Origin of the sequence: Streptomyces sp. NPDC088747, from assembly GCF_044751025.1 — a bacterium.
GTDB lineage: Bacteria > Actinomycetota > Actinomycetes > Streptomycetales > Streptomycetaceae > Streptomyces.
This window is the reverse complement of record NZ_JBIVKZ010000003.1, coordinates 283,612-309,689: the sequence shown is the minus strand read 5'-3', so window position 1 is coordinate 309,689 and position 26,078 is coordinate 283,612. Positions and strand designations below refer to the sequence as shown.

General features: G+C 70.9%; 26 protein-coding genes. 13 read left to right on the top strand and 13 right to left on the bottom strand.

What is annotated here, in order from left to right; genetic code table 11:
- Positions 1-332 precede the first annotated feature (332 nt).
- The 3 genes from ACIP79_RS09760 to ACIP79_RS09750 all read left to right on the top strand — a co-directional run bounded on the left by ACIP79_RS09760 (position 333) and on the right by ACIP79_RS09750 (position 3,585).
- Positions 333-1,934 carry a trypsin-like peptidase domain-containing protein gene (locus ACIP79_RS09760; protein ID WP_401222103.1) on the top strand — a complete coding sequence of 534 codons (1,602 nt, stop codon included), beginning with the start codon at positions 333-335 and terminating at the stop codon, positions 1,932-1,934.
- Between the two features lie 192 nt (positions 1,935-2,126).
- Complete coding sequence (locus ACIP79_RS09755; protein WP_387182189.1) at positions 2,127-2,579, top strand: sec-independent translocase; 453 nt, start codon at positions 2,127-2,129, stop codon at positions 2,577-2,579.
- A 349-nt stretch (positions 2,580-2,928) separates the two neighbouring features.
- Complete coding sequence (locus ACIP79_RS09750; protein WP_383683381.1) at positions 2,929-3,585, top strand: hypothetical protein; 657 nt, start codon at positions 2,929-2,931, stop codon at positions 3,583-3,585.
- A gap of 185 nt (positions 3,586-3,770) precedes the next feature.
- Here ACIP79_RS09750 and ACIP79_RS09745 read toward each other — a convergent pair whose 3' ends face one another.
- The 3 genes from ACIP79_RS09745 to ACIP79_RS09735 are packed head-to-tail and all read right to left on the bottom strand — an operon-like array spanning position 3,771 to position 6,803.
- The gene (locus ACIP79_RS09745) at positions 3,771-4,904 is read right to left on the bottom strand and encodes an Mrp/NBP35 family ATP-binding protein (RefSeq protein ID WP_383683406.1); all 1,134 of its coding nucleotides are present in this window, start codon (positions 4,902-4,904) and stop codon (positions 3,771-3,773) included.
- Positions 4,905-4,951: 47 nt separating this feature from the next.
- Positions 4,952-5,536, bottom strand: coding sequence for a DUF1003 domain-containing protein (locus tag ACIP79_RS09740; protein WP_401221557.1), 585 nt, complete (start codon positions 5,534-5,536; stop codon positions 4,952-4,954).
- Positions 5,526-6,803, bottom strand: a complete 1,278-nt coding sequence (locus ACIP79_RS09735) for a magnesium transporter MgtE N-terminal domain-containing protein (protein WP_401221554.1) — start codon at positions 6,801-6,803, stop codon at positions 5,526-5,528. The genes ACIP79_RS09740 and ACIP79_RS09735 overlap by 11 nt, the downstream gene beginning before the upstream one ends.
- Before the next feature lie 226 nt (positions 6,804-7,029).
- On the opposite strand from ACIP79_RS09735, the gene ACIP79_RS09730 reads away from it, so the two are divergent.
- Positions 7,030-7,734 (top strand): hypothetical protein, encoded by a 705-nt coding sequence (locus ACIP79_RS09730; RefSeq protein WP_401222101.1) that lies wholly within the window; start codon positions 7,030-7,032, stop codon positions 7,732-7,734.
- A gap of 39 nt (positions 7,735-7,773) precedes the next feature.
- Here the strand turns inward: ACIP79_RS09730 and ACIP79_RS09725 are convergent, their stop codons facing one another.
- Both ACIP79_RS09725 and ACIP79_RS09720 read right to left on the bottom strand, forming a co-directional pair.
- A complete protein-coding gene (locus ACIP79_RS09725) occupies positions 7,774-8,316 on the bottom strand; it encodes a hypothetical protein (RefSeq protein ID WP_401221552.1) in 543 nt (180 codons plus the stop codon).
- A gap of 25 nt (positions 8,317-8,341) precedes the next feature.
- Positions 8,342-9,454, bottom strand: coding sequence for a magnesium and cobalt transport protein CorA (locus ACIP79_RS09720; protein WP_383683372.1), 1,113 nt, complete (start codon positions 9,452-9,454; stop codon positions 8,342-8,344).
- Between the two features lie 606 nt (positions 9,455-10,060).
- Here ACIP79_RS09720 and ACIP79_RS09715 point away from each other — a divergent pair.
- Complete coding sequence (locus ACIP79_RS09715; RefSeq protein WP_401221548.1) at positions 10,061-10,645, top strand: suppressor of fused domain protein; 585 nt, start codon at positions 10,061-10,063, stop codon at positions 10,643-10,645.
- A gap of 50 nt (positions 10,646-10,695) precedes the next feature.
- Here ACIP79_RS09715 and ACIP79_RS09710 read toward each other — a convergent pair whose 3' ends face one another.
- Positions 10,696-11,973, bottom strand: a complete 1,278-nt coding sequence (locus ACIP79_RS09710; protein ID WP_387182195.1) for an MFS transporter — start codon at positions 11,971-11,973, stop codon at positions 10,696-10,698.
- Positions 11,974-12,145: 172 nt separating this feature from the next.
- Here ACIP79_RS09710 and ACIP79_RS09705 point away from each other — a divergent pair, with 172 nt between their 5' ends.
- The 3 genes from ACIP79_RS09705 to ACIP79_RS09695 all read left to right on the top strand — a co-directional run bounded on the left by ACIP79_RS09705 (position 12,146) and on the right by ACIP79_RS09695 (position 14,918).
- The gene (locus tag ACIP79_RS09705) at positions 12,146-12,787 is read left to right on the top strand and encodes a DUF6758 family protein (RefSeq protein ID WP_383683368.1); all 642 of its coding nucleotides are present in this window, start codon (positions 12,146-12,148) and stop codon (positions 12,785-12,787) included.
- Between the two features lie 191 nt (positions 12,788-12,978).
- Entirely contained in the window at positions 12,979-13,845 is an 867-nt protein-coding gene (locus ACIP79_RS09700) for a PHP domain-containing protein (protein ID WP_401221543.1), read from the top strand.
- Between the two features lie 467 nt (positions 13,846-14,312).
- Positions 14,313-14,918, top strand: a complete 606-nt coding sequence (locus ACIP79_RS09695) for a MarC family protein (protein WP_401221540.1) — start codon at positions 14,313-14,315, stop codon at positions 14,916-14,918.
- Positions 14,919-15,006: 88 nt separating this feature from the next.
- On the opposite strand, the gene ACIP79_RS09690 is transcribed toward ACIP79_RS09695, so the two are convergent.
- A complete protein-coding gene (locus ACIP79_RS09690; protein ID WP_383683364.1) occupies positions 15,007-15,159 on the bottom strand; it encodes a hypothetical protein in 153 nt (50 codons plus the stop codon).
- Positions 15,160-15,374: 215 nt separating this feature from the next.
- On the opposite strand from ACIP79_RS09690, the gene ACIP79_RS09685 reads away from it, so the two are divergent.
- Positions 15,375-16,271: an NYN domain-containing protein gene (locus ACIP79_RS09685; protein WP_383683362.1), complete on the top strand. Its 897-nt coding sequence runs from the start codon at positions 15,375-15,377 to the stop codon at positions 16,269-16,271.
- A 73-nt stretch (positions 16,272-16,344) separates the two neighbouring features.
- On the opposite strand, the gene ACIP79_RS09680 is transcribed toward ACIP79_RS09685, so the two are convergent.
- Together ACIP79_RS09680 and ACIP79_RS09675 are read right to left on the bottom strand one after the other, a co-directional pair.
- Positions 16,345-17,214: an alpha/beta fold hydrolase gene (locus ACIP79_RS09680; protein WP_401221535.1), complete on the bottom strand. Its 870-nt coding sequence runs from the start codon at positions 17,212-17,214 to the stop codon at positions 16,345-16,347.
- Between the two features lie 303 nt (positions 17,215-17,517).
- Entirely contained in the window at positions 17,518-19,743 is a 2,226-nt protein-coding gene (locus tag ACIP79_RS09675; protein WP_401221533.1) for a DEAD/DEAH box helicase, read from the bottom strand.
- Between the two features lie 463 nt (positions 19,744-20,206).
- Here ACIP79_RS09675 and ACIP79_RS09670 point away from each other — a divergent pair, with 463 nt between their 5' ends.
- Complete coding sequence (locus ACIP79_RS09670) at positions 20,207-21,025, top strand: ferritin-like fold-containing protein (RefSeq protein WP_401221531.1); 819 nt, start codon at positions 20,207-20,209, stop codon at positions 21,023-21,025.
- Between the two features lie 161 nt (positions 21,026-21,186).
- Here ACIP79_RS09670 and ACIP79_RS09665 read toward each other — a convergent pair whose 3' ends face one another.
- The 4 genes from ACIP79_RS09665 to ACIP79_RS09650 all read right to left on the bottom strand — a co-directional run bounded on the left by ACIP79_RS09665 (position 21,187) and on the right by ACIP79_RS09650 (position 23,185).
- The gene (locus tag ACIP79_RS09665) at positions 21,187-21,456 is read right to left on the bottom strand and encodes a hypothetical protein (protein WP_401221529.1); all 270 of its coding nucleotides are present in this window, start codon (positions 21,454-21,456) and stop codon (positions 21,187-21,189) included.
- Between the two features lie 275 nt (positions 21,457-21,731).
- On the bottom strand, positions 21,732-21,959 hold the full coding sequence (locus ACIP79_RS09660; protein ID WP_028801993.1) for a DUF3107 domain-containing protein: 228 nt from the start codon (positions 21,957-21,959) through the stop codon (positions 21,732-21,734).
- A gap of 197 nt (positions 21,960-22,156) precedes the next feature.
- A complete protein-coding gene (locus ACIP79_RS09655; RefSeq protein ID WP_401221524.1) occupies positions 22,157-22,798 on the bottom strand; it encodes a TetR/AcrR family transcriptional regulator in 642 nt (213 codons plus the stop codon).
- A 168-nt stretch (positions 22,799-22,966) separates the two neighbouring features.
- The gene (locus ACIP79_RS09650) at positions 22,967-23,185 is read right to left on the bottom strand and encodes a hypothetical protein (RefSeq protein WP_383685542.1); all 219 of its coding nucleotides are present in this window, start codon (positions 23,183-23,185) and stop codon (positions 22,967-22,969) included.
- Positions 23,186-23,436: 251 nt separating this feature from the next.
- Between ACIP79_RS09650 and ACIP79_RS09645 the strand changes: the two genes are divergently transcribed.
- Genes ACIP79_RS09645 through ACIP79_RS09635 form a run of 3 tightly spaced genes read left to right on the top strand, consistent with a single transcriptional unit; the run spans position 23,437 to position 25,936 of the window.
- Positions 23,437-24,432, top strand: coding sequence for an alpha/beta fold hydrolase (locus ACIP79_RS09645; protein ID WP_401221520.1), 996 nt, complete (start codon positions 23,437-23,439; stop codon positions 24,430-24,432).
- A gap of 8 nt (positions 24,433-24,440) precedes the next feature.
- Positions 24,441-25,787, top strand: a complete 1,347-nt coding sequence (locus ACIP79_RS09640) for a DUF3152 domain-containing protein (protein WP_401221517.1) — start codon at positions 24,441-24,443, stop codon at positions 25,785-25,787.
- Between the two features lie 56 nt (positions 25,788-25,843).
- Positions 25,844-25,936 carry an Ms4533A family Cys-rich leader peptide gene (locus ACIP79_RS09635; RefSeq protein ID WP_365443299.1) on the top strand — a complete coding sequence of 31 codons (93 nt, stop codon included), beginning with the start codon at positions 25,844-25,846 and terminating at the stop codon, positions 25,934-25,936.
- Positions 25,937-26,078: the final 142 nt, after the last annotated feature.

Below are 26,078 nucleotides of genomic sequence, written 5' to 3'. Positions count from 1 at the left end.
TGGGTTCCACCGAAACCTCCGCCTCCGACAGCGACTTCGAACTGGCCGCGCCTGCTCCGCAGGGCGGGGAGAGCGCGTCGTCCGGCGAGGCCGAGGCCGGGACCGACGCCGGGGGTGCGGCGCGGCTTGGTCCTGGGGGTGACGAGCCGTCTGGGAGGCCGGGCGTCGGGGCTGGCGCCTATGGCGATGCCGACACCGACGCCGATGCCGATGGCGACTTCAAGCTGGCTGGGCCTGTTCCGGCTCAGTCCGCCGCTGAACCGGGTGATAACTCCGGCGTTCGCCGGTCCGATCACTCCGGGGGCCGGGCCGCCGAACCCCCAGCGGATGGTCTGCCTGATTCCTCCGCCGACCTTCCGTCCGGACCCCCCGCCGTTCCCGTGCCCGAACCGTTCGCCGCCCCAGCGTCCGGACCCCCCTCCGTTCCCGTGTCCGAACCCCGGCCCGACTTCCCCCCGGAGCCCGCTGACAGCCGCGCTTCGGAACCCCGGCACCCCCTTCCCTCGGGTTCCGCCGAATCTCAGGCCCCCGCTCCGTCCGCCGCTCCACCCCGCGACCACCACCCCGAGCCCCTCCACGCCCCCGACCCCTACGGCACGCCGCCCTACGGGGAGCCGGGGCCGTGGGCGTCGGCGCCGCCGGTGCAGTATCCCGAGGCCACGCCCGCGCGGGGGACTCAGGTTCCGGGCGCGTACTCGGAAGGGCAGGCGCACGACACGTACGCACCGCCAGTGGCCACCCCGTGGCAGAACTACGACCCCTGGGCGGCCCCCGGCCCTCTCCAGCAGACGGGCGCGGCCGTGGCGACCACGGAGCAGCGGCGGAGGCGGACGAACAGGGCGCTGGTCTCCGGGGCGGTGCTGATCGCCCTCGTCTCCGGAGGCGTGGGAGGGGCCGTGGGGGTGTATCTGGAGCGGAACTCCGGGGAGAGTGACGTCGAGCTGCCGCAGGCCGGGAAAGAGGCGCCGAGGCGGGCCCCGGACAGCGTGGCCGGGATCGCCGCGCAGGCGCTGCCCAGCGTCGTCACCCTGCATGTGAGCGGCTCCGAGGAGGAGGCCACCGGAACCGGCTTCGTGCTCGACGGCCAGGGACACATCCTCACCAACAACCACGTGGTCGAACCGGCCGCCGACAGCGGCGAGATAACCGTGACGTTCAGCGGCGGGGACACCGCCGAGGCCGAGGTGGTGGGCCGCGACAGCGGGTACGACCTCGCCGTCGTACGGGTGTCCGGCGTCGACGGCCTGGAACCCCTGCCGCTCGGCAACTCCGACAGCGTCCAGGTCGGCGACCCGGTCGTCGCCATCGGCGCGCCCTTCGACCTCGCGAACACCGTCACCTCCGGCATCATCAGCGCCAAGGAGCGGCCCATCACGGCGGGCGGGGAGAGCGGCGACGGCAGCGACGTCTCGTACGTGGACGCGTTGCAGACGGACGCGCCGATCAACCCCGGCAACTCCGGCGGCCCCCTCCTCGACTCGCGGGCCCGCGCCATCGGCATCAACAGCGCCATCCGCTCGGCCGACAGCGGCTCGGGACCTGAGGGCGGCCAGTCCGGTTCGATAGGGCTCGGTTTCGCCATCCCCATCAACCAGGGCAAGCGCGTAGCCGAGGAACTGATCAACACCGGCAGGGCGACCCACCCGGTGATCGGCGTCACGCTCGACATGGACTACACGGGCGACGGCGCCAGGGTCGGAACCGAGAGCGGCGACGGCGGTCCGGCGGTCACCGCGGGCGGCCCCGGCGCCAGGGCGGGCATCGAGCCGGGCGACATCATCACCGAGGTCGACGGCCGGCCCGTGCACTCCGGCGAGGAGCTCATCGTGAAGACCCGGGCCCACCGCCCGGGAGACACGCTCCGGCTGACGGTCCTGCGGGGCGGCACGGAGAAGCTGATCACCCTCGTCCTCGGCTCGGCCGACAGCAACTGACAGGAACCTCACAGAAAGGCGTCCGAGGCCTGCTCCGAACAGCAAACATCACGGAAAACCCGCCGTGTACATGAACTCGGAAGCCCCGGGACAGTTCCGGACGGACGGGATGGCCGGGTACCGTGGACCCGGCCCGGACCACGGAAGAACCGCCGAGGGCCCGAGGACCGAGGACATCGCAAGGAGCTTCAGGTGTTCAATGACATAGGACCGCTAGAGCTGGTGGCGCTCGTCGTCCTCGCCGTGCTCGTCTTCGGTCCGGACAAGCTCCCGAAGATGATCCAGGACGTCACGCGCACCATCCGCAAGATCCGCGAGTTCTCGGAGAGCGCCAAGGCGGACATCCGCGAGGAGCTCGGCCCGGAGTTCAAGGACTTCGAGTTCGAGGACCTCAACCCCAAGACGTTCATCCGCAAGCAGCTGGACAACGACGAGCTGGGGCTCAAGGAGATCCGCAACGGCTTCGACCTGAAGAAGGAGATGGCCGACGTCACGGACGCCGTCCACGGCCGTGACTCCGACTCGGCGTCCGGCTCGGGCTCCGGGTCCGGCTCCTCCGGCGGGTCCGTCGACATGACGAAGAAGCGCGAGAAGCTCGACCTCGCCAAGGACGAGCGCCCGCCTTTCGACGCGGACGCCACCTGAGCGGTCGGACGCCACCTGAGCGGTCGGACAGCGGCTGAAGACTCGGGTTCGGCCCGAGCGGTCGGATACCGGCCGAACACTCAGGGTCCGCCCGAGCGGTCGCCCGCCGCCTGAACCCGCGTACCACCGACTGGTCGGCCCCGCCCGGCGGTTGGACCAGTTGCCCCGCGGAGGGCTCCGTCGCAGGTGATATGAGTCTCACGCGGCCCGAAAACCCACCCACGCGCCGGGCGCTTTCCCGGCTGCTCCCGGTCGTGTGGCTATGCTGCCCAGTTGTTGTGCGGACCGACAAGGATCCCCGAGGGGGGTGGGCCCGGCGGTCCGACGAGAGCTAGGAGGCGTCCGGCAGATGGAGACGACAAGTCGGGTAGGCGCGCAGGCGCCGGCCGCGGAGGGCGGACAACAGGTCCCCTCCGCCCGGCGCACGGTCGACGGCTACCTGCTGGCGCCCTTCCCGTGGTACGGCCTCGACGAGGCCTTCACGGGGCCGCGCTGGCTGATGCAGGTCGGTACCTCGGCGGACGGCGCCGTCGAGCACGGTTCGATCGGCCACGGCGAAGAGCCCACCGTGCGCGCCGAGACGACCGAGGACAAGGAACGCTTCGCGGTCGTGGTGACCGTCGCGGCCAGCCCCTCTCGCCGCAGCGCGGACGGTACGGGTCTGCTGGAGGCCACCTCGGTCTCCTCCGCCGCCTGGCTCGCCGGGGTGGGACTGCTGTCCTTCACCTGGCCCGGCCACATGGACCACACCCTCCGGGACGACTGGCTGGAACAGCAGACGGAGACCGCCTGGGTCCTGGCCGACGACCTGGCGGGCGAGGAGTGGTCCACCCTGTCGCTCCCCGTGGACGGTGTCCCCACGCCCTTCCACTACCGCGAGTCCGAGTTCGGCTGGGTCCTCGCGGGTTCCACCCAGGAGGGCGTCCACGTGGGCGCGTACGGCCGTGGCATGAGCGCGTACGGGCTGGGCTTCTCGATGATCAAGGACATCGGCGCGTACGCCTAGGCGGCGGGCGTACGGGGATGGGGGCGCCGTCACTCAGGACGGCGCCCCCATTCCCGTACACCGGGCGGTGCGGTGCGTTTGAACCCGCGGGTTCGTCGTGGTTGCTCGCGCAGTTCCCCGCGCCCCTGAAGGGGCGCTCCCCTGACGGAGCGCTCCCCCTGACGGGGCGCCCCCCCTGACGTTCGCTAGAACTTGTTTCTCGGGGTGATGCCCAGCGACATGCCAGAGAGGCCGCGGGCCCGGCCGCCGAGCTTGCCCGCGATGGCTCGGAGGGCGGCGCCCGCCGGGGAGTCGGGGTCGGTCAGGACGACCGGCTTGCCCTCGTCGCCGCCCTCGCGGAGGCGGACGTCGATGGGGATGCTGCCGAGGACCGGGACGGTGGCGCCCGTGGTGCGGGTCAGGCCGTCGGCGACGGACTGGCCGCCTCCGGTGCCGAAGACGTCGACCATCTCGCCGCAGTGCGGGCAGGGCAGGCCCGCCATGTTCTCGACGACACCGACGATCTTCTGGTGGGTCTGGACGGCGATGGAGCCCGCGCGCTCGGCGACCTCGGCCGCGGCCTGCTGGGGGGTCGTCACGACGAGGATCTCGGCGTTCGGGACGAGCTGGGCGACCGAGATCGCGATGTCGCCGGTGCCCGGCGGCAGGTCCAGGAGCAGGACGTCCAGGTCGCCCCAGAAGACGTCCGCCAGGAACTGCTGGAGGGCGCGGTGGAGCATCGGGCCGCGCCACACGACGGGCGCGTTGCCCGGCGTGAACATGCCGATCGAGATCACCTTCACGCCGTGCGCGGACGGCGGCATGATCATGTTCTCGACCTGGGTCGGCTTCCCGTCGGCGCCGAGCATGCGGGGCACCGAGTGGCCGTAGATGTCCGCGTCGACGACACCCACCTTGAGGCCGTCGGCCGCCATCGCCGCCGCCAGGTTCACCGTCACCGAGGACTTGCCGACGCCGCCCTTGCCGGACGCGACCGCGTACACGCGGGTGAGCGAGCCGGGCTGCGCGAAGGGGACCTCGCGCTCGGCCGTGCCGCCGCGCAGCGCGGAGGCGAGCTCACGGCGCTGTTCGTCGCTCATCACGTCGAGGGTCACCTCGACCCGCGTGACGCCCTCGACCGCCGAGACGGCCGCGGTCACGCTGTCCGTGATGGTCTGCCGCATCGGGCAGCCGGAGACGGTCAGATACACGGTGACCGCGACCGCACCGTCCGCACCGATCTCCACCGATTTGACCATCCCCAGCTCGGTGATGGGTCGCTGGATCTCGGGGTCGTTCACCGTCGCCAGTGCTTCGCGCACCGCGTCTTCCGTAGCCACCATGAGGTCGATGGTACGGGGCTCACCACGGGCTACGGAAAGCCCCGTCACAGGTCTTCCGCGTCACGTCCCCCGGCGCGCTCCGAGGGGAACACGACGCGACCCTCCGGACGGCGCTCCTCCATTTCCCTGATCAGGTCCTGCAGCTCGGAGCGGATCCAGTCACGGGTGGCGACCTCGCCGAGGCCCATGCGCAGCGCGGCGATCTCCCGGGTGAGGTACTCGGTGTCCGCGATCGACCGCTCGTTCTGCTTGCGGTCCTGTTCGAGGTTGACCTTGTCGCGGTCGTCCTGGCGGTTCTGCGCGAGCAGGATCAGCGGGGCGGCGTAGGAGGCCTGGAGCGAGAGCATCAGGGTCAGGAAGATGAACGGGTAGCTGTCGAAGCGCAGGTCGCCCGGCGCGAAGATGTTCCACAGCACCCACGCGATGATGACGACGGTCATCCAGACGATGAACCGTCCGGTGCCCAGGAACCGCGCGATCCGCTCCGAGAGCCGCCCGAACGCCTCCGGGTCCCACTCCGGCAGCAGTCTGCGGCGCGGCGCCTTCGGCTGGTCGAGCCGGGTGCGCCCCCGGCTGGTCGCCGTCGCGCCCGCGGAAGCGCGCTCGCGTGTCTCGCGCTCACCCGCCATCGGCCACCTCCTCGGAGAGGTGGAACTCCGTCTCGCGCCAGTCCTCCGGCAGCATGTGGTCCAGTACGTCGTCCACGGTGACCGCGCCGAGCAGCGAGCCGCTCTCGTCGACGACGGGCGCCGCGACCATGTCGTACGTCGCGAAGAACCCGGCGACGACGGGCAGCGCCACGTCCGGGGCGAGCGGCGGCAGGTCGTCGTCGACGATCGAGCTGACCAGGGTGTAGGGCGGGTCGCGAAGGAGCCGCTGGAAGTGCACGGTGCCCAGGTACTTGCCCGTCGGCGTCTCGTCCGGTGCGCGGCACACGTACACCTGGGCGGCGAGCGAGGGGGAGAGGTCGGGGTTGCGGACCCGGGCGAGCGCGTCGGCGATCGTCGCGTCGGGCCGCAGCACGATGGGCTCGGTCGTCATCAGCCCGCCGGCGGTCCGCTCCTCGTACGCCATCAGCCGCCGTACGTCGGCCGCGTCGCCCGGCCGCATCAGCGTCAGCAGCCGCTCCACGTCGTCCTCGGGCAGCTCGGCGAGCAGGTCGGCCGCGTCGTCCGGGGCCATCGCCTCCAGGACGTCGGCGGCGCGCTCCTCCTTGAGCTTGCTGAGGATCTCGATCTGGTCGTCCTCGGGGAGCTGTTCGAGTACGTCGGCGAGGCGGTCGTCGTCCAGCGCGACGGCCACCTCCCCGCGCCGCTTGGGCGACAGGTGGTGCAGGACGTTGGCGAGGTCGGCCGGGCGCAGCTGCTCGAAGGTGGCGAGGAGGCTCTCGGCGCCCTGTCCCTGCTCGTCCAGCGAGAAACCGGTGACGGCGGACCACTCGACGGTCAGGGTTTCGCCCTTGGTGCGCCTGAACGCCCCGCTGCGGCCCTTGCGGACGAAGACCCGGTCGATCTCCCACTCGCGGCGTGCGGGGAGCCGCTGGACGGAGACGTCGAGCACCGTCACCTCCTCGTCCGTCTCGACGAGGGTCAGCCGGCGGTCGAGGATCTCGCCGAACACGAGCCGCTCGGTGGGCCGTTGTTCGAAGCGGCGCACGTTGAGGACTCCGGTGGTGATGACCTGGCCGCTCTCGATGCCGGTCACCCGGGTCATCGGCAGGAAGATGCGGCGGCGCGTGGACAGTTCGACGACCAGGCCGAGGATCCGGGGCGGCCGCCGTCCGACGCGCAGCATGGCGACCAGGTCCCGCACACGGCCCACCTGGTCGCCGTTCGGATCGAAGACGGCGACGCCGGCGAGGTGCGAGACGAAGATCCGGGGGGCGCCTGCGGCCATGCGCGCGCCTCCTCTTCCTGCCGTTATGTCCGCTCGGGTGGGCTTCAGGCTAGCCCGTCCCGGTCGGATACGCCCTGGTGGGCGGTCCGGACGGACCCCTTCCGCCGGCCGTGGGGAGCACCGGTACGCTGCCGTACGCCGCCGCCCGGACCCGCGCACGAAAGGCGCCCCACCTGTGACTGCATTTCCCCAGGGCCGTACTCGCAGGGCCACGCTGGTGAGCGCGATGTGCGCACTGGTCGTGACGGGGACAGGACTGACGGGGTGCGGCGGCGAGGACCCGGACGCGGGCACCAACGGAGTGGGCAAGCTGACCGCCGCCCAGATCCAGACGAGGACGAAGCAGGCGGCCGGGGCCGCGAAGACGGTGCGGCTCGCGGGCACCGTGGTGACCAACGGGACCACCTACACGCTCGACATGCGCCTCAAGGAGGACGGCGGCACCGGTTCGGTCACCTCGAAGAAGTCGACCTTCCGGCTGCTGCGGGTCGGCGAGCACCTCTACCTGAAGGCCGACGCGGACTTCTGGAGCGACCCGGACGGCTCCGGCGGCACCTCGGCGGACACGGACGTCGCCGACAAGCTCAGCGGCATGTACGTGAAGGTCCCGTCCGACGACCCCGCCTACAAGCGCTTCAGCGGCTTCACCGACAAGGACGTCCTCCTCGACGGGCTGCTGACGCTCCAGGGCGACCTCGCCACCGACGGCTACCACGAGCAGTCCGGCGTCCGCACCTTCCGCATCACCGGCGACGACGGCTCGGGCGGCTCCCTGGACGTCTCCCTCGAGGGAACGGCGTACCCCCTCCTCCTGGTCCGCGCGGGCAACGCCGGCACCCTGCGCCTCACGGACTGGGGCAAGGACTTCGCCCTGAAGGAGCCGGACAAGAAGGAGACGGTCGACTACGGGCAGGAGCTGCCCTCGTCGTAGGGCCGCCGGAGCCCGCCGCGAGTCCCGGGCGACCTGTCGCTAGCGGCGCTTGCGCTTCCTGCGGAGCAGACGGGGGAGTGCCGCGGGAATGGGCTGCCGGGTGGTCGCCGGGGTCGGGAGGGGCGGGGCCGCGAGCGAGCCCGTGGGCTGTTCGCCCGTCATGCCGGTCGGCTCCAGTCTGAGCACCCGGCACTCCTGGGCCCAACGCGCGGTCATGGCCTCGCCGTCGGGGGCGTTCAGGCGCTTGCCCTTGAGCTCGGCGACCGCCGCCTCCCACTCCGGGGACGACGGCGTCAGCTCCACCACCTTCGCGGACCAGGCGACCAGCCGGCCGCCCTTGTCCTTGCTGCGTACGGTGACGACCGCGCCGCCGCCGTCCACCAGGTCCGGCAGCGGCTGCTCGCCCGGTCCGTCGCCCATCAGACAGGCCGCGCCGTCGTGCCACACGTGCCACAGGGCGCGGGAGGAGGCGGCCGGGCTCTGGGCCCCGAGCACCGGCACGCCGTCGCTCCGCACCCAGATCAGCCCGGACTTCTTGGTGGCCTCCTCGACGAGGGCCTTGTCGAGCAGCTCTTCCGTCATGGCGCCAAGACTATCCAGCGCGCGCTCAGAGCCAGCCGTTGCGCTTCAACGTGCGGTGGATGCCCAGACAGATGACGACCGTGACCCCCAGGATCACCGGATAGCCGTACCGCCAGTGCAGCTCCGGCATGTGCTCGAAGTTCATGCCGTACACCCCGCACACCATCGTCGGTACGGCAATGATCGCGGCCCAGGAGGTGATCTTGCGCATGTCCTCGTTCTGCGCGACGGACGCCTGCGCGAGGTTGGCCTGGAGGATGGAGTTGAGGAGCTCGTCGAAGCCGATGACCTGCTCCTGGACCCGGGCGAGGTGGTCGGCGACGTCGCGGAAGTACTTCTGGATGTCGGGGTCCACCAGCCGCATCGGCCGCTCGCTCAGCAGCTGCATGGGACGCAGCAGCGGCGACACCGCCCGCTTGAACTCCAGCACCTCGCGCTTGAGCTGGTAGATCTGCCCGGCGTCCGTGCCGCGCGGGCTGCCCTTGCGGCCGGGCGAGAAGACCTGGGTCTCGACCTCGTCGATGTCGTCCTGCACGGCGTCGGCGACCGCGATGTACCCGTCGACGACATGGTCGGCGATGGCGTGCAGTACGGCCGAGGGCCCCTTGGCGAGCAGCTCGGGGTCGTCCTGGAGCCGGTGCCGCAGCGCCCGCAGCGACCCCTGCCCGCCGTGCCGGACCGTGATGAAGAAGTCCCGCCCGGTGAAGCACATCACCTCGCCGGTCTCCACGATCTCGCTGGTGGCGGTCAGCTGGTCGTGCTCGACGTAGTGGATGGTCTTGAAGACGGTGAAGAGCGAGTCGTCGTACCGCTCCAGCTTGGGCCGCTGGTGGGCCTGCACCGCGTCCTCGACGGCGAGCGGGTGCAGCCCGAACTCCCCGGCGATACCCGAGAATTCGGCCTCGGTCGGCTCATGCAGGCCGATCCACACGAAACCGCCGTCGCGGTGCACCTGGCGCATCGCCTGGTGCGGCGTCAGGGGCTCAGGGGTCTGCACCCGGGCGCCGTCGCGGTAGACGGCGCAGTCGACCACGGCCGAGGGCGTACCGGGGTCGCGGGTGGTGTCGTACGAGCCACTTTCCTTGCGCAGCGAGGGACGGGGGCGGACCGCGGCACGGAGGTCACGAATCATCGACATGGCAGGCTCCTTCGCAACGGAGGCGGCCGGCGACGGTTGGAACTACCCGGAATGGGGACGTCCTGACTGCGGATGTTTGGCACGTCCACAAAGCGGGGAGCACCGCACCGTCGCGGTGGCAGCTTCGCTACTGATTCAGATCAGGCGGATCACGTCTCGACCGGGCGGACCGAGTTCGGATCAACCGGACGGATCGCGTTCGGATCGGACGGATCAGAAGGGAACGAAGCGCTCTTCCGTGGTGCACAGGGCAACGCTGACACGTATGCACACGATCGCGGGAGGCGACAGCCGGCGGGACCGGAGGGCCAGCTAACGAACTCAGCGACGGGAAGAGCGGGTAGTACTGCACGGATGACTTCGGTCCATTGCAGCCCCACCTCCTCCGGTCGGTCCCCCGTGAGGGACGATCCATCCCCCGCGGGGGACCCGGCTCCCTCCAAAGGGGAGTCGGACAGTTCCCCCGTGAGGGGGAGTCAGCCTCAGTGGGCCGGGACTTGAGAGCGACGCTTCTGCGTGCTGCCCCGGCCAGCGGCCAAGACTAGCAGCGCGCCGAAGCGTCAAGGCGCCGCTTTGCCCGCTCCTAACGAGATCTATGCTCGGTTCATGGCTGATGTTCTTCCTCTGGTCGAGGCCCGGTTGCGTTCCGCGCTGGGCGAACCCGACGCCCGCGCCGCGGTCACTTTCGTCGGTACCGACCGCGTCGAAGTGCTGCGCTTCACAGAGGGCGACATCGTCCGCTACGCGACGCTCGGCATGTCCGCCCAGCCGATGGCGGACCCCACGGCGGTGATCGCCGACCCGGTGAAGGGCCCGCGCGCCGAGCTGGTCCTGTCCGTGCGCGCCGGCGCCGCCGACACCGACAAGGTGCTCCGCCCGCTCGCCGTACTGGCCGCGTCTCCGCAGGTCGAGGGCCTGATCGTGGCTCCCGGCGCCTCCCTCGACGTGGGTGAACCCCTCTGGCCCGGCGCGACCTTCACCTCGGTGCTGGTCGCCGAGCCGGGCGGCCTGGTGGAGGACCTGGACCTGGACGAGCCCGCCGACCCCGTACGTTTCCTGCCGCTCCTTCCGATGACGCCGAACGAGGCCGCGTGGAAACGCGTGCACGGCGCGGGCGCCCTCCAGGAACGCTGGCTGAACGGCGGTACGGACCTGCGCGATCCGCTGCGCAGGTCCGTACCACTGGACTGAGGTTTTTCGCCGTTCTGGCTGAGACGGGGTCAGACCCTGGCCGGAATCGGTCAGTTGGCAAAAACTCCGACGCTGTCCTCCGTCGCGTGCCGCGGCTCCAGCTCCTCGGCCTCGTGCGTGAGCGCGTCCCGTCGTACGAAGACCACCACGGCGCCGATCACCGCGGTGGCGGCGGCGACCACGAACGGGATGTGGATGTCGCTCCACTCCTCGATCTTCGGCGCGAAGTACGGCGCGGCGGCGGCCGCGAACCAGCGCACGAAGTTGTACCCGGCGCTCGCCACCGGGCGGGGCGCGTCGGACACGCCGAGGGCCAGTTCCGTGTAGACGGTGTTGTTCACGCCGATGAACGCGCCGGACAGGATCGTGCAGACGACGGCGGTGGTGTGGCTGCCGTACCCGAGCACGAGCACGTCCGCGGCGAGCAGGACCAGTGAGCCGCCGAGCACCTTCAGCGAGCCGAAGCGTGCCTGCATGCGCGGGGCCACGATCACCGAGAAGAGGGCGAGCAGCAGGCCCCAGCAGAAGAAGACGGCGCCCGACTTGTACGGGGTCATGTCCAGCACGAACGGCGTGAAGGCCAGCACGGTGAAGAACGTGTAATTGTAGAAGAACGCCGACGCCGCCGCCGAGGCGAGACCGCCGTGGCCGAGCGCCCGGATCGGGTCGAGCAGTGAGGTCTTCCGGGCGGGCTTCGGCTGCTCCTTGAGGAACACCGTGATGCACAGGAAGCCGATCGCCATCAGGAACGCGGTCCCGAAGAACGGGTAGCGCCAGCTCGCGTTGCCGAGCAGCGCGCCCAGCAGGGGCCCGCACGCCATGCCGAGGCCGAGGGCGGACTCGTACAGCAGGATCGCCGCGGCGCTGCCGCCGGCCGCGGCGCCGACGATGACGGCGAGGGCCGTGGACACGAACAGCGCGTTGCCGAGGCCCCAGCCCGCCCGGAACCCGACGAGCTCGCCGACCGACCCGGACGTGCCGGCGAGGCCCGCGAAGACGACGACGAGCGCGAGGCCCAGCAGCAGGGTCTTCTTGCCGCCGATGCGGCTGGACACGAAGCCGGTCACCAGCATCGCGACCGCGGTGATCAGGAAGTACGAGGTGAAGAGGAGCGAGACCTGGCTGGTGGTGGCGTCCAGGCCCTTGGCGATGGACGGCAGGATCGGGTCGACGAGCCCGATTCCCATGAAGGCGACGACGGACGCCCCGGCCGTCGCCCAGACGGCCTTCGGCTGGCGCAGGATGCCGCCGGCTCCGGTGTCGAAGGGGTCGTCGGCCGGGCCCCGTTCGGCGGGTTCTCCGGTGGGTTCCCCTGTGGCGGTGCGCATACGTGGTCCTCGCAGTCCTCGACGAGATCGTTGACGTATACACATAATAAGTTAGGTCGACTAAATAATGCAAGCTACATCTACTTTCTCGGGATGACCCCGGGTGAGGCGTACGTGCCGGACGGGTGATCGTCCTTGACGCGGCGAAGGACGGGGAGGACCGTTGGGCTCTATGAGGGGCGAACCCAGTTGCCCGAAGTGTGGTGGCCGGGTCAGGGCTCCCGGCCTCTTTGCCGATTCCTGGCAGTGCGATCTGCACGGCACCGTGCATCCGCTTCAGCCCGTGATCCCGCCCAGCGTCGAAGCCCTCGGCGTGGTGGTGCACCGTGCCCGGGTGCCGGTGTGGATGCCCTGGCCGCTGCCCGTCGGCTGGCTGTTCACCGGCGCGGCCTTCGCCGGTGACGACCGCAGCGGCGGGCGCGCGACCGCCGTCGCCTGCTCGGGCCCAGGACCGCTCGGCGGCATAGGGGAACTGATCCTCGTCGCCGAGGAACTCGGCGTCGGCCTCGGCGCGCGGTACGCGGGAGTCGACGGCCCCGACCCCGGCCCGTACATGAGCGTCGAGAAGCCGCCGCAGGCGAAGGTTCTCGCGGCCGGCCGCCCCACCCCTCTCTGGCATGTGGCGGGCGCCCCCGACGACCGCGCCGTCTTCGCCGGCGAGGCGCTCGGACTGTGGCTCTGGGCGGTCGTGTGGCCCGAGCAGTCGGGACTGCTCATGTACGACGAACTCGTCCTGACGGACCTGCGGGACGCGGGCGCCGAGGTGGACCTGCTGCCCTGCGGGGCGCTGTCGCCGCGGATCCTGGAGCCGTAGGGCTCGCAGTCGGTTCGTGGAGGGGGCGCCGCCGAGCCGTAGGGCTCACGGCCGGTTCGTACGGGCGGGCCCTGTGGCTCACAGCCGGTTCGTAGGGGGCGCCGCGTGGGTGCGGGTGTGACAGGGGAGGGTCGGTTTCCCGTTACCCTTGGGTGTCCTGTTCCGTTCTGTCGCTGTCTGGAGTCCGCGTAGTGCGCATCGATCTGCACGCCCACTCCACCGCGTCCGACGGTACGGACACCCCGGCCGAGCTGGTCCGCAACGCGGGCGCAGCCGGACTGGACGTCGTCGCGCTGACCGACCACGACACGACCCGCGGGTACGCGGAGGCGCTCGACGCGCTGCCCGCCGGGCTGACCCTGGTCACCGGCGCCGAGCTCTCCTGCCGCCTGGACGGCATCAGCATGCACATGCTGGCCTACCTCTTCGACCCCGAGGAGCCCGCGCTGCTCGCCGAGCGCGAGCTCGTACGGGACGACCGGGTGCCGCGCGCCCAGAGCATGGTCGCCCGGCTCCGGGAACTCGGCGTGCCGATCACCTGGACGCAGGTGGCGCGCATCGCGGGCGGCGGTTCGGTGGGACGCCCGCACATCGCCTCCGCGCTGGTCGAGATCGGCGTCGTACCGACCGTGAACGACGCCTTCACCGAGCAGTGGCTGTCCGACGGCGGCCGGGCCTTCGTCGAGAAGCACGAGACCGACCCCTTCGAGGCGATCCGGCTGGTCAAGGGCGCGGGCGGCGTCACCGTCTTCGCGCACCCCGCCGCCGCCAAGCGCGGCCGTACCGTGCCGGAGTCCGCCATCGCGGAACTCGCCGCCGCGGGCCTCGACGGCATCGAGGTCGACCACATGGACCACGAGCCGGCCACCCGGGCTCGGTTGCGCGGGCTGGCTGCCGAACTGGGGCTGCTCACCACCGGGTCGAGCGACTACCACGGCAGCCGCAAGACGTGCGTGCTCGGCGAGTTCACCACCGATCCCGAGGTGTACGGGGAGATCGTCCGGCGGGCCACCGGGGCGTTCCCGGTGCCGGGCGCCGGCGGAAACCAGGGCGCGTAACCGGCCTGGGTGGTCTCGGGTTTCGGGGAGCACCCTTCCCTGCCCGGTCCCGCGTCTCGGGGGGCGCGCCTTTCCTTGGCTGGTCCTGCCTCTCGGGGGGCACGCCTTTCCCTGGCTGGTCCTGCCTCTCGGGGAGCGCGCCTTTCCCTGGCCGGTCCTGCCCCCGGCCGGTCCCTCGTCTTGGGGCGCGGGCCTTCCTCTGTCCGGTGCCTCTCGGGTGTTCGGTGCCTCTCGGGGCGCGTGATCTCCGCCGCTAGGCCTGCTCCTCGGGCCTATGGCCTCCGTTGCGAGATTTCGCGCTTGGGGCGCATGGCCTCCGCTGCCTGATTCCGCTCCTCGGGGCGCCTGACGCCGCCGCTGTATCCCGTTCCTCCAGCCCCCTGATTCTCCGTTGCCGTGCCCCGTACCTCGGGGCACGCGCCTCACCCCGCACGATTCCGCTCCTCGACACCCGCAAGGCCTCACACATGTTCGACGTTGCCGTCTTCGGCTCCCTGTTCCTCACCCTCTTCGTGATCATGGATCCCCCAGGGATCACCCCGATCTTCCTCGCGCTGACCGCGGGGCGCCCCGCCAAGGTGCAGAAAAGGATGGCCTTCCAGGCCGTCTGCGTGGCCGGCGGAGTGATCACCGTGTTCGGGCTGCTCGGGCACCAGATCCTCGACTACCTGCACGTGTCGGTGCCCGCGCTGATGATCGCGGGCGGCCTGCTGCTCCTGCTGATCGCCCTCGACCTGCTGACCGGCAAGACCGACGAGCCCAAGCAGACCAAGGACGTCAACGTCGCCCTCGTACCACTGGGCATGCCGCTGCTCGCGGGTCCCGGCGCGATCGTGTCGGTGATCCTCGCCGTGCAGAAGGCCGACAGCGTCACCACGCAGGTGTCCGCGTGGGTCGCGATCCTCGCCATCCACGTCGTGCTGTGGATCGTGATGCGGTACTCGCTGGTGATCATCCGTGTCATCAAGGACGGCGGCGTGGTGCTGGTGACACGGCTCGCGGGCATGATGCTGTCGGCGATCGCGGTGCAGCAGATCATCAACGGGGTCACTCAGGTGATCCAGGGGAGCTGACGGGTCCCGGGAGCCGCCGTCGTATACACAGAGCCCCGTACGGCATCGCGCCGTACGGGGCTCTGAAGTGTGAGTTGGTGTCCGCGCGTTATGAAGCGGACGGGTCGGCCGGGCGGATCCAGAGGCGCTGTCCTATGGCGGCGGCCTGCTGAACGATCCGATTGACGGAGGCGGCGTCTACAACGGTGCTGTCCACGGCTGTTCCGTCGACATCGTCGAGTCGCATGATTTCGAAGCGCATGGGCTTCTCCCTTCGTCTGGTCATCCTCCTGAGGAGAACTACTTGGGTGTGGTGCGTGAGGCGTCTGCGCCCCTCGCTCCATACGGATTCAACGGGATGCGTGTTACAAACATTCCCTACGCTAAGGAAATTCTTCGAGACGCTAACTACTTGTCGGTAGTGGACTGATCGGGACCGGTTGTGTTCGAAGCGTGACCGCCGGGACAATGGTGGCGATGAACGAAGACCTCGAGGCGCTCGGCGCCCGCATCGACCGCACGAACGAGCTGCTCCAGCGCATGCTCGCCGAGGTGGCGAAGACGCCCTCGACCCATGCGATCTTCGTCGACGCCGGGTATCTCTACGCGGCCGCCGGACGGCTGGTCGCAGGGACCGAGGACCGCCGCTCCTTCGATCTCGACACCGAAGGGCTCATCGAGGCGCTCATCGACCGGGCCCGCACGATCTTCGCCGACAGCAGGCTGCTGCGCGTGTACTGGTACGACGGCGCGAGACGCCGTATCCACACCGCGGAACAGCAGTCGATCGCCGAACTCCCGGACGTCAAGGTCCGGTTGGGCAACCTCAACGCCAACAACCAGCAGAAGGGCGTCGACTCGCTCATCAGGTCCGACCTGGAGTCCCTCGCCCGGCACCGCGCCATCAGCGACGCCGCGCTGCTCGGCGGCGACGAGGACCTGGTCTCCGCGGTCGAGGCGGCGCAGGGTTACGGCGCGCGGGTCCACCTGTGGGGCATCGAGGCGCCCGAGGGCCGCAACCAGGCCGAGCCGCTGCTCTGGGAGGTCGACAGCCAGCGCACCTTCGACCTCGACTTCTTCAAGCCGTACGTGGCACGGCGGACCGCCGCCACGTACGACGCGACGGCGGCGGCCCGGCCCACACGCGACGACGTACGGTTCGTGGGCGCGCAGGTCGCCGCGAAGTGGCTGGCGGCGCGGGGGCGGGAGGCGCTGGTCGAGCTGTTGCCCGGTCATCCGTACCTGCCCGGCTCGGTCGACCAGGATCTGCTGGTCGAGGCCGAGGGGCTGTTGCAGTACTCCCTGCGGGGGCAGGCGGATCTGCGGCGGGCGTTGCGGGACGGATTCTGGGAGCACCTGCGGGCGCAGTACTAGCGGGCGCGGTACCTACCGGGTTACGGGGTTGGTGGCGGCCCAAGTGCCGAGCCTGGCTGGGCTGGTGGGGTCCCTAGAGGTGGAGGGTGTTCCAGAAGTCCGACAGGGCGAGGGCCGTTTCACGGGGCTGGTCCGTGTTGGGGGAGTGCTCCGATCCGCGTACGACCGTGCGGCGCGCGTCGAGACGTACGGCCATGTCGTCGAGGAGCGGGAGCGGCCAGGTGTTGTCCTCGTCGCCGGACAGGACATGCTTGGGCAGGGGGAGCGCCGCGAGTTCCGCGACCCGGTCGGGTTCCGTGCACAGCTGACGGCCGGTCGCGATGAGCTGGGCCGGGCTGTTGCCGAGCCAGCGGCGGCGCAGGTCGGCGCGGTCGTCTAGTCCCGTGTCGAGGTCGCCGGTGTCGGTGTCCTCGGGGGGTTCCATCGCCTGGATGGCTTCCCAGACCTGGGCCATGTCCATGACCGCGAGTGCGTCGCGGAGCAGTTTGACGCGCTGCTGCTGGGAGGGGGAGATCTCGGCCGGGCCGGACGCGATGAGCGTGAGGGAGACGAAGGGCGACGGGTCCATGAGGACGGCGGCGCGGGCGATCTGGCCGCCGAGGGAGTGGCCGACGAGGTGTACGGGGGTGCCGACGGCGTCCGCCTGTGCGAGTACGTCCCTCGCCAACTCGTCCTGGGCGTAGGCCGATTCGTCGTCCCGTGAGCCGGGGGACTCGTGCTGGCCCCGGCCGTCCACAGCCACCGTGCGGTAGCCGTCCGCGGCGAGGGGCTCGTGCAGGGAGATGAAGTCCTCCTTGCTGCCGGTGAATCCCGGAAGCAGGAGGACGGTTCCTTTGCTCGGGCGTCGGGGGGTGGCTTCGAGCGCGGCGAAACGGCCGCGGGGGGTGTGGAGGCTGTGGGCCTTTACGCCGGGGGGTGGGGTGAAGGTGGCGGGCCTGCTCATGGGGTGAGGTTATCCGGCGTTCTGGTGCCGGCGGCGGGTGGGGCTGCGCCGGGTGGGTGGGTGGGTGGGTCGGGGCCGGGGGCCGGTACATCCGCCCGTCGCTTGATGGGCACTCTGGTTTGTTGTGGGGTGGGGCGGCGGTGTGACCACGTATGCGACGGGCATTTGATGTACCGGCCCCCGGCCCCTTCCGTGGTCTCGCGGGTGCGGCACGGGGCTGCGGCGGTTCCGGCATGGGGGCTGCCGGTGTGCCGATGGCCCGGCTCCCCTGGGTGGGGGGCCGGGCCATCGGGTGGGACGGGGTCAGCCTTCGCTGGGCTCCGTGGTGGCCGTGGCCTTGCGGGTGCGGCGGCGGGGCTTCGGGTCGGTCGACTCGGCGGGCTGGGCCGGGATGTCGGCCTCGGCCGTCGCCGTGACGGCCTTGCGGGTGCGGCGCTGCTTGGGGGCCGTCGCCTCGGGGGCGGCTTCCTCCGTCGCGGACGCCACTGCCTTGCGGGTGCGGCGAGGCTTGGTCGGTGCCTCGGTGGCGGCCTCCGCCGGGATGTCGGCCTCGACGCTCGCCGCGGTGGCCTTGCGGGTGCGGCGGCGCGGGGCCGCGGGCTCCTCCGCCGTCTGAGCCGGGATGTCGGCCTCGACGGGGGCGGTGGCCGCTGCCTTGCGGGTGCGGCGGCGCGGCTTGGCCTCCGCGGCTTCGGCGGTGTCCAGCGCGGCCTCGGCGGTCGCGTCGGGGGTCGCCTCGGCCTTGGGGGTGGCGGCCTTGCGGGTACGGCGGGGCTTGGTCGGTGCCTCGGTGGCGGCCTCCGCCGGGATGTCGGCCTCGACGGTCGCCGCGGTGGCCTTGCGGGTGCGGCGGCGCGGGGCCGGGGTCTCGACGGCGCTCTCCGTGATGGCGACCGCCTCGGCGACCACGGATTCGGCCGTGGCCTCCACCGTGTCCGCGGGCTTGCGGGTGCGGCGGCGGCGCGGCTTGGCCGGCTCCTCCGTGACGCTCTCGGTCGGGACGCCCTCGGCTGTGGCGACCGCGGCAGTGGTGACCGTGGTCTCCGCGGGCGCGGGCGACGGCTCCGTGACGGTCTGGGGCACCGCTGCCTGGTCCGACGCGCCGGTGCGCGTGCGGCGACGGCGGCGCGGCGTGCGGGGCTCGCCCGTCGCGGGTGCCTCGGCTGACTCGGTCGTCACCTCGGGAGAGGTGGATCCCTCGTCCATCGGGGCGCCGTTGCGCGTACGACGGCGGCGGCGCGGCGTACGGGCCGGACGCTCCCTCTCCCGCTCGCGCTCGACGGCCGGGGCCGGAGCGGCGGCACGGCCACCTCGGCCGCGCGGACCACCACGTCCGCCGGTCTCGCCGAGGTCCTCGACCTGCTCGGCCGCGAGACCGGCGCGGGTGCGCTCGGAGCGCGGCAGGACACCCTTGGTGCCGGCCGGGATCTTCAGTTCCTCGAAGAGGTGCGGGGAGGTGGAGTACGTCTCCGGCGGGGCCGGGAAGCCTAGGTCCAGCGCCTTGTTGATGAGCTGCCAGCGCGGGATGTCGTCCCAGTCGACGAGGGTGACGGCGATGCCCTTGGCACCCGCGCGGCCGGTGCGGCCGATGCGGTGCAGGTACGTCTTCTCGTCCTCGGGGGACTGGTAGTTGATGACGTGCGTGACACCCTCGACGTCGATGCCGCGCGCGGCGACGTCGGTGCAGACGAGGACGTCCACCTTGCCGTTGCGGAACGCGCGCAGCGCCTGCTCGCGGGCGCCCTGGCCGAGGTCGCCGTGGACCGCGCCGGAGGCGAAACCGCGCTGCTGGAGCTGGTCGGCGAGGTCCGCCGCCGTTCGCTTGGTGCGGCAGAAGACCATCGCGAGGCCGCGGCCGTCGGCCTGCAGTATCCGCGCGACGAGCTCCGGCTTGTCCATGTTGTGCGCGCGGTAGATGAACTGCGCGGTGTTCGCGACCGTCGCGCCCTCACCGTCCGGCGAGGTGGCGCGGATGTGCGTGGGCTGCGACATGTAGCGGCGCGCGAGGCCGATGACCGCGCCCGGCATGGTCGCCGAGAACAGCATCGTCTGACGGCGGGCCGGCAGCATGTTCATGATCTTCTCGACGTCGGGCAGGAAGCCCAGGTCGAGCATCTCGTCGGCCTCGTCCAGGACGAGCGCCCGGATGTGCTTGAGATTGAGCTTCTTCTGGCCCGCGAGGTCCAGGAGGCGTCCCGGGGTGCCGACGATCACGTCGACGCCCTTCTTGAGCGCCTCGACCTGCGGCTCGTACGCCCGGCCGCCGTAGATGGCGAGCACGCGCACGTTGCGGACCTTGCCCGCGGTCAGCAGGTCGTTCGTGACCTGCTGGCACAGCTCGCGCGTCGGAACGACGACGAGGGCCTGCGGGGCGTCGGTGAGCTGCTCGGGCTGCGCCCGGCCCGCCTCGACGTCGGCGGGGACGGTGACGCGCTCGAGGAGCGGGAGACCGAAGCCCAGCGTCTTGCCGGTGCCGGTCTTGGCCTGGCCGATGACGTCGCTGCCGGAAAGGGCGACGGGGAGCGTCATCTCCTGGATGGGGAAGGGATTGATGATGCCGACGGCCTCAAGGGCCTCAGCTGTCTCGGCAAGGATTCCGAGCTCTCGAAAAGTGGTAGTCAGGGTGCTGCCTGTTCTGTGTACGCAGTGCGAGGCGAGCGCGGGGGGTCGTGTCGGGACCGTGCCGGGGACGTCGGCCGCTCTTTACGGGCGGGCCGAGTGGCATGGGACCACTGCCGACGCTCGAGCTCTCGTACCACTGAGGGTTCCCTCCGGGTGTCGTACGCAATGTGCCGTACCGACGTGGAGGGCTGTCGGGTCGGAGCCGATCGGGCCACCGACCGGGCATCCTCATTCATGCGGCCCGTCGAATAGTCGCCGGGCGCATTACCACCATACCCCGGAATCGCGCATACGCGATGGCCGATTTGGTCACGTAGTGGTCGTCACACTGATTGACCAGGGACTTCCGTGTTGCGTTGAGCGGGCTATTGTGCGCTTCATGACGACGCCCGACAACGCCGCTGACACCCCCGCCGAGGCCGCGGACGACACCGCTTCCACGGCCACGGAAGCCCCTTCTCCCGCGGCCACGGACGACACCTCACGGGTGGCCACCTCGGTCGCCGCCCAGACCTGGGAGACGGCCGCCGTCGACCCGCAGTACCGTGCCGCGGTCGTGGACCTGCTCGGAGCTCTCGCCTACGGCGAGCTGGCGGCGTTCGAGCGGCTCGCGGAGGACGCCAAGCTGGCGCCGACGCTGAGCGACAAGGCCGAGCTGGCGAAGATGGCGTCGGCGGAGTTCCACCACTTCGAGCAGTTGCGCGCCCGGCTCACGGCGGTCGGCGTGGACGCGACGCAGGCGATGGAGCCGTTCGTCGCCGCGCTCGACGGCTTCCACCGGCAGACCGCGCCCTCGGACTGGCTGGAGGGGCTCGTCAAGGCGTACGTCGGCGACTCGATCGCCAGTGACTTCTACCGTGAGGTCGCGGCCCGTCTCGACTCCGACACCCGCAGCCTGGTGCTCGGCGTCCTCGACGACACCGGGCACGCGAGCTTCGCCATCGAGAAGGTGCGCGCCGCGATCGACGCGGAACCGCGGCTCGGCGGTCGGCTCGCGCTGTGGGCGCGACGGCTGATGGGCGAGGCCCTGTCGCAGTCGCAGCGGGTGGTCGCCGAGCGTGACGCCCTGTCGACCATGCTGGTGGGCGGCGTCGCGGACGGGTTCGACCTCGCGGAGGTCGGCCGGATGTTCTCCCGGATCACCGAGGCGCACACGAAGCGGATGGCGGCGCTGGGGCTGGCGGCCTAGCACGCGGGTTCACCCACGGCGGGGGTTCACCCACGGCGCGGGAACGGGCCTCGGGTCCTCAACGCCGCTTCCCGCGGCGGTGGGTATGGCTCTCGCGGCTGCGGCGGTGCGTGGGGCGATGCGTACGGCGGCTCGGCGTACGCGGCGGGTCGCGTGGCTGGCTACGCCGTCGCCGAGCGGCGGCGAAATCCCTCCGCCGGGCGCAGCAGCAGGGACAGCGAGGCGGTGGAGACCGCGACGGCGCCGACGAGGATCACCAGCAGGTTGGCGGCGCCCAGCGCGGTGTGCGTCAGGAAGGCGCCGAACAGGGCTCCGGCGACGCCTGTCGGCAGGACCATCCGGCGGCTCGGGAGGCGGTGCGGCAGGCGGTACGCGGCCGCCCACGCCAGTGCCAGACCGAGCATCGCGGAGCCGAGCGTTTCCAAGAGCATGGTGGGGTCCCTCCCGCACGGTCGGAGCAATTCGGTCGTAGCCCGTCCTACCCCTGACGTGCGGAATGCAATCCTCCCCTGTGGTGGAACTGTGCTCCATCTGTGCTGAACGGCAGTCTGGAACAACCGCCCTGAGCAGGCCTGAACAGCCGCCCTGAGCAGAGGTGTTCGGCCGGGTCCGGGAAGCGGGTTCGGGCGCGTACGGGAAGTGTCCGCGCGTACGGGAAGGGGCCCGGTGGCAGTGCCACCGGGCCCCTTCCGTCTGCTCGCCCGAACTACAGCGCGCTGAATCCCACCTTGCGCTGGGTGGGCTCGCCGAGCTCCACGTACGCGAGGCGGTCGGCCGGAACCAGGACCTTGCGGCCGTGGTCGTCCACGAGGCTCAGCAGCTGCGACTTGCCCGCAAGCGCCTCGGACACCGCGCGCTCGACCTCTTCCGGGGTCTGACCGCTCTCCAGAACGATCTCGCGGGGCGCGTGCTGCACGCCGATCTTGACCTCCACGGCTTTGTCCCTCCGACGGTCAGTGATGTGCGCGTGTGTCCGCGCTGTACGCAGGACACATTAGCCCGGTGAGGGGACGCGCACGCTCCGCCCGAGAACGCCAGGAGCGAACAGCGGACGGGAACAAAGAAGCGGCCGGGGGGTTCACCCCCCTCGGCCGCTTCCTCAGTTCCTGTGTCGGTGGTGGAGTTCCGGTGTCAGTGGTGGTCCATGCCGTGCAGCGGGAAGCCCGCGATGCCCCGCCAGGCCAGCGAGGTCAGCAACTGGACCGCCTGGTCGCGCGGGACGCTGCGGTCGCTGTGCAGCCAGGACCTGGCCACCACCTGGGCCAGACCGCCCAGCCCGGAGGCGAGGAGCATCGACTCCGCGCGGGACAGGCCGGTGTCCTCCGCGATGACGTCGCAGATCGCCTCGGCGCACTCGTGCGTCACCTTGTCGACGCGCTCGCGGACCGCGGGCTCGTTCGTCAGGTCGGACTCGAAGACCAGCCGGAAGGCGCCGCCGTCGTCCTCTACGTACGCGAAGTAGGCGTCCATCGTCGCCCGGACGCGCAGCTTGTTGTCCGTGGTGGACGCGAGTGCCGTCCGTACGGACTGGAGCAGCGACTCGCAGTGCTGGTCGAGCAGCGCGAGGTACAGGTCGAGCTTGCCCGGGAAGTGCTGGTAGAGAACCGGCTTGCTGACGCCCGCGCGCTCGGCGATGTCGTCCATGGCGGCCGAGTGGTACCCCTGCGCAACGAATACTTCCTGGGCGGCGCCGAGGAGCTGGTTGCGTCGGGCACGGCGCGGCAGGCGAGTGCCCCGCGGGCGTGCCGCCTCTGTCTGCTCGATGGCTGTCACGCCGCCTCCCAAAATTGTCCACATGCGGTGAGCGCCGCGCCGCCATCGTACTTTTCGGTAACCGCCGTGTGCGCGGTGCGAGCGCACAATTTCACGTACCGGACGCGGAGCGATAACGGCACAGACAGTGCCGTACGCGGGCGAGGTGGGCGCGTCACCCGTAGGCCGTCACCGGTAGTCGTCCTCGTCGAGTTCCACGACTCGGGCCTGCTCGGCGAGGTCTCCCTCGTCCGCGCCGGCGGGGTCGCCGACCGGGGCGGCCTCGGCCTCGCCCGGTTCCAGGCCCGTGCGCTGTTCCGCCGCGTCGGCTTCGGGGGCTTCCGGTGCGAGCTCCTCGGGCTCGTCCTCGTTCGCGAAGGTCTCGGGGTCCGTGGGGTCGACTGTCATGATTCCTCTTCCCGAGTGGTGCGCGTGCGTTCCTGCTACGAGGTGCACTTCTGTACGGGATACGAGTGCCCCTGTCTGAGCCTAGGAGACACCCGATCGGGGCGCGATGCGATCCGTTCGCCGTTCGCGAGCGATCTGTGCCGCATATCGCTCGCGATCCGGCACGCCCATTGCTCGCAATCCGTGACATCGAACGGATCTGTGACGGCGAACACACGAACCACTGCGTGATCGTCTCGTAACATTGCCGCATGTCTTCGACCGAGCTGCCCTCCGTGCTGGCCTCCACCGTCACACCGAAGGTCGGCGCTGTCAGGATCGCGGCGGGCGAGCAGCTGAGATCCGTCGGTCTGCCCGGGATCACGCTGACGGTGCGGTCGAGGCCGCCCGCGCGTGACGGACTGCCGCCCGCGTTGTACGTGCATGGCCTGGGCGGTTCCTCGCAGAACTGGTCGGCGCTGATGCCGCTGCTCGAAGGGTTCGTGGACAGTGAGGCCATCGATCTGCCGGGCTTCGGGGACTCGCCTCCACCGGACGACGGGGACTACTCGGTCACCGGGCACGCGCGCGCGGTCATCCGCTACCTGGACGCGTCGGGGCGCGGCCCCGTTCACCTCTTCGGCAACTCGCTCGGCGGCGCCGTCACCACGCGTGTCGCGGCCGTACGGCCCGATCTCGTCCGCACGCTCACCCTGGTCGCGCCCGCGCTGCCGGAGCTCCGCCCGCAGCGCACCGCGTGGCCGACGGTGATGATCGCGCTGCCCGGGGTGGCGGCGCTGTTCACGAAGCTCACCAAGGACTGGAGCGCCGAGCAGCGCGTACGCGGAGTCCTCACGCTCTGTTACGGGGATCCCGGCATGGTGACTCCCGAGGGTTTCAACGAGGCGGTCGAGGAGATGGAGCGGCGGCTCGCCCTCCCGTACTTCTGGGACGCCATGGCCCGGTCGGCGCGCGGCATCGTGAACGCGTACACGCTGGGCGGCCAGCACGGGCTCTGGCGCCAGGCCGAGCGGGTTCTCGCCCCGACACTCCTCATCTACGGCGGCCGTGACCAGCTCGTCGGGTTCCGTATGGCCCAGCGCGCGGCCCGCGCCTTCCGGGACGCGCGGCTGCTGACATTGCCGGACGCGGGCCATGTCGCGATGATGGAGTACCCGGAGACCGTAGCCACGGCCTTCCGTGAACTCCTCGTGGACTCTGGTGAGTTGGCGCCTTCGTCGGCGACCACCGGCAGTGCGGGAAGCTGAGGCGCGGCGTGGGACGTCATAGCCGTCGGGGGCGCGCCGACGACAGGATCGACAAGGGCGACGGGGCGGGGGAGATCGGGAAGGCCGACGGGACTCCGGTTCACGGTGTGCCTCGACTCTCCGACGGGACTCCGGCCCGTGGTGTGCCTCGGCTGCCCGACGGGACTCCGGCTCACGGGCTGCCCCGTTTCCCCGACGGGACGCCCGCGCGCGGTGTGCCCCAGGTGCGGGGCGGTCATCCGGAGACGCGTGAACCGGGCGGTGCCTGGGGGGAGTTGTTGTCGGGCGCGCACGCGGGTGCGGCGGCGGACGGTCAGTCCGGGTATCACGGGCCGCGGACGCCGCCACAGCGGTACCTGGCCGCGCCGGGAGCCCGGCAGGCCTACATCGACGCCTTCGGGGCCGAACCCGACGAGGAGGACGACCTCTTCGCGCCCCGCGCCGGTGCCCCGCGCGGTGACGACCCCTACGCCTCCGTGACCGACTGGGACACGGAGACCGGCGAGAAGCCGCCGGCCGAGGTCGAGGAGCCGGACAGGGGCAGGGGCGGCAAGGGGCGGACGTTCACGGGGATCGCGGCGGCCGCCGTCACCACCGTGCTCGCCGTCGTGGTGGCCGGACAGGTGGCGAGCGGCCGGGAGGACAACGGGCGCGAGGACACCGGCGTACGGGCGCAGTCCAACGGCGGTGAAGGACGCGCCGCCCTGAGCGCCCCGGACGCCCCCGCCCCGTCGGTGACACCGAGCCCGGTGGCGCTGACGTACGGCGAGAAGATGGGCGCGAAGTACGCGCTCGGTGCGAAGCTCAGCGGATCGGGAAAGTTCGACGCGGTCCGCGGGCTCGCCAAGGCGCCCGGCAAGGGGCAGAAGTACACCTACCGCGTCGACGTGGAAAAGGGGCTCGGCCTCGACGCCACGCTCTTCGCGCAGGCCGTGCAGAAAACCCTGAACGACGACCGGAGTTGGGCCCACGACGGCGGCCGTACCTTTGAGCGGATTTCCTCCGGGAAGCCCGATTTCGTGATTACGCTGGCGAGCCCGGGAACCACCGCGGAATGGTGTGCGAGGTCCGGACTCGACACCACCGAGGACAATGTGTCGTGCGACTCGGCGTCGACGGAACGCGTCATGATCAACGCGTACCGCTGGGCGCAGGGATCCGAGACCTACGGTGACAAAATGCTGGCATACCGGCAGATGCTGATCAATCACGAGGTCGGTCACCGGCTCGGCTACGGCCACGTCACCTGCGACAAGGACGGCGAACTCGCCCCCGTGATGCAGCAGCAGACCAAATTCCTCGACCACGACGGGATCCACTGCAAGGCCAACCCCTGGCCCTATCCCGGCAGTTGATCGAGGTATCAGGGGTCACATTGACATGCGGCGGGAGTTGGTTCATATTTTTCCGCATGTCGCCTCGTCACGTCTCCGCTCGCGCCGCCATTGAGCTGGCGCTGATCGGCGTGACCGCGCTCTGCGTGGCCGACATTCTCTGTCGCTGACGCCCGCCTCTGTCGCGCGCGTCGGTGTTCTTTCCTCCTTCCGGATTCCCGGAGGCCCTGTCCGGGTTGCCGGACACTGGCCGGTAAATCATCGATGAAACACCGGGAAACAGCTCATTCCGGAATTCGGCGTGCCGCAGGG